The sequence below is a fragment of the Ferruginibacter sp. genome, from assembly GCF_014377975.1.
Lineage (GTDB): Bacteria > Bacteroidota > Bacteroidia > Chitinophagales > Chitinophagaceae > Ferruginibacter.
Window position 1 is genome coordinate 1 of sequence record NZ_JACMOO010000399.1, and the last position, 3,256, is coordinate 3,256.

The following is a 3,256-nucleotide window of genomic DNA, read 5'->3' on the forward strand; positions in this document are numbered from 1 at the left end:
ATCATTCTTCTCACCGTAAATAAAGGCTCTGTTGTATCTCTTTTTGTCGACAATATAAATGCCATTTTGTAATGATGGTTTTTTAATTCAGGTATGGCAGCCTGGTTCCAAAGTCCAAATGGATATGCAAAATATTTGGGTAACTTTCCTGTAATATCTGTCAGCGTTTTTTCCGGTTTACTTAATTGTATATCCCAATCGGCGGGAGTGTACTTTGTTACCATGTGGTGATCCCAGGTATGGGATTCAATGGCATGCCCGCTGTCGGACAAATTTTTGATTTGTGCTTTACTCATGTAACGGGGACGATTGATAGAAATCGTCATGATAAAGTAAACACCTTTAAATCCGTATTTATTCATTTCTGGAACAGCGATACTGTATTGTTCTTCGTCGGTATCATCAAAGGTAAGCATCACAGGTTTTGCAGGCATAGGGCCGTCATGTATCAGGTATTCATATAGTTGGTCGGGTAAAACTGTTTGAAAGCCGCTATCGTGCAGTGTTTTCATTTGTTCTGCAAAAGCAGCCGGTGACACAGAATAACTCTTCATTGTTTCACTTTGTCCAGGCTTGGCTTCCCGGATGTGGTGATAGCAAAGTATAGGTACTTCTTTTTTTGAAAGGATGGTTTGGAGGCTGGCTACCGGCTTTGCTGATACAATATTTTTAACCGTTTGGGTTGTATCTGTTGAAGTGTCGGCAGCTGATTTTGTTTTATCAGAAACTGAATGGCAACTTGATAATAAAAGCAATATCACACAGTTCTTAATCGAAATATATTTCATTATTGAAAACGTTAAACTGTAATTACTGGTACTGAATATAAATTGGTTTTGGAACAAATTTCATTAATTCTTCCGGAGTGTACATGCCCGTGGTTCCTGGCCTGGTATCATTTTTATAAAATAATTTAAACCCGGTAAACTGAACAGGTTCTTTGTAAATGTACCGTAGGTAAGTAGATTTTTTTAATATCTTGTCGCCGAAACCATCCATATCCATTATTACCTGTACCTCAGGTGTTGTTTTAATTTTAGCATACCCGGTAACCATCCCCTGCGTAAACCGGTGTACAATTAATATCTTAGGGGTAAGATGATTTTTCCGAACCAGGTCTGTAAGGAAATCCACCGCATCGTTAATGTCTTCAGCAGCAAAAGTACCGATCTTTCGCCCGGGGATTTCTCCATGTTTTAGTGAAAATTCGGGATCAATACCGAGGTGTACATTGGGTAATTTTAAATAAGGTTCCAGTGAAGATACTTCATTTTTCACGGTGCTATGACCTACCTGGATATCTACAAAAACCAATGCATTGATAGGCTTGGCCCAGCTCAAAATGGTATCTATCTGTTTACCAGGCATCCGATAGCGATGCATTCCGTCTTTACCCGGAGCTGCTTGTGCCGTAGTAGCAATATAATGCAGGGCGGGTATTACATGTACTGTAGTATCAGCAGCCTGAAATTTTGCAACTTCTTCCAGTAATTTACTTATCATTGAATCTTTGGGAAGTCCGCCCAAAACGCCCATTCTTTTAGAATACAAATTACCATAAAACGCAACAATTCTGTTGTAGGGTAATACTGCACCAGGTAAAGGGTAGGCTGCTTTGGCAGGCCACCTGCCCGTAGTATCATGATTGCTTAGAGCCAGCATTTTTTTATCGTAGTCTGCCGTGTCAAGTATTGTAGCTATTGGAGTTACAGGGCCAGGATGGCCTGGCGCTACAGAATCTTTTCCAGAAACCGAAGCACTTGTTTTTGGTTGATTACAACCACTGTTAACCTGCAAAAATAATAACGGGAGTGTACTCATCAGAGATACCTGAACCAGTTTTTTCATAAAGTTTGTTATTGAATTTTTCGATGCAAATGTAAAGTATTTGCAAGATGAATTATATAAACAGAAAAAATACATAGACAGCATTATAAATTCAATGCCATCTTTAATGAACTTAAAATAAACTGCTTATTTAAAGTAAACAATTTAAGTAAGGAAAATATTGTTTGACTGCTAAATAATTTGTTTATATAAAATAATTAACAGGGCGGCACCTTGTACTACTCAATAGTATTTTTGATTAACAAGGTTTTAAAATAGTTGTGATTCTTTTCTCAATAACCTTAAACCTTATTGCTGTTCGTTATTACATAAAAAAGGCTGCCTCATAATGAGACAGCCTTTTTTTGTTTGAGCAGATACCCTTTCTGGCAATCTAAATTATAAGAAAATAATTTTAATACCTCATAACTGATACCCTGAAGGTGCCTGAAGCCGGATCAACAGCAACGGTTGAGTAATTATTAAACTTTACTGTAACAGTGTTTGCAGCACTTACGTAAGCTGTAAAATTAGAATTTGAATTGTTAGAAGCATTAGGAACGCCTAAAGAAACGGGGTCACCGTCAACTGCTCCTGTAACGGTTACTGTTAGGGTGCTGCTGGTGCCAGCTGACGTGTTTGGAAACTGCAGTGTTGCGGTACTTGTTAATGATTTTATTATAGTAAAGCGTGTTGCAGTAGCGTTTGTAGCAAAATAATTTGTACCATCATATTCAACTGCACCGTTTTCAGGAGTTGTTAAATTTACACCTGCTGTAAACTTTAAAGGGGCCGAACTTGCGCTTGTAGTGCCCGGTTTAATCTGTAACGCAGCGGTAGCCGGATTGGCGGTTGAAAAAGTAGTACCAATACCAATATTACCCGAACTTCCGTCCAACTGCATTCTTGCAGTATTGTTGGTTGAAAATACCATACCATTGGTGGTGTTGGTAGCAAAATAAAATAAGTTTGGATATACCGAACCACCATTGGAAAAACCAACATTGCCTATTTGTGCTGTATTACTCCAAATATCAATAGATGAATAGCCGGAGGGATTGGTGTTTTGTATTTTCATCATGCCACTCGCAAGATTTCCCTCAAGGTCAAGTGGTTTGCTGGGCGCTGCCGTCCCAATTCCCAGATAGCCGGAGGAATTCACCAGTCTCATTTTTTCAGTATTATTGGTTGCAAATACAAGGTCTTTTGCATCCTTGGTTCCTAAATAGTTTTCAGAAGATCCTATAGTAGAAGAGCCATAGGTTGAAGGCACAGCAGGTTGTGTAATTCCGGCATTACCGGTTAAAAACCATCCGGTACCTGCCGTCCAGGAAGGTATACCACTACTTGCTAAAGTCAGTACCTGGCCACTGGTACCGGCTGCTAACCTGCTCCAGGTATTCGAAGCCGACCCATAAAGAATATCACC

At 39.3% G+C, this 3,256-nt stretch carries 3 protein-coding genes; all 3 read right to left on the reverse strand.

The genetic code is table 11. The annotated features are described in order from the left end of the window. The coding region (locus H7254_RS19520; RefSeq protein WP_301934571.1) for a polysaccharide deacetylase family protein at positions 1-755 on the reverse strand (755 nt) is incomplete at its 3' end. Between the two features lie 55 nt (positions 756-810). Then, positions 811-1,848, reverse strand: a complete 1,038-nt coding sequence (locus H7254_RS19525) for a hypothetical protein (RefSeq protein ID WP_301934572.1) — start codon at positions 1,846-1,848, stop codon at positions 811-813. Positions 1,849-2,242: 394 nt separating this feature from the next. Continuing rightward, positions 2,243-3,256, reverse strand: a 1,014-nt coding sequence (locus H7254_RS19530; protein ID WP_301934573.1) for a hypothetical protein, incomplete at its 5' end; no start/stop codon positions are given.

Bases quoted from the DNA above. Each gene is read 5' to 3' on its own strand.
- H7254_RS19525 (WP_301934572.1), bottom strand. From the start codon at position 1,848: ATGAAAAAACTGGTTCAGGTATCTCTGATGAGTACACTCCCGTTATTA.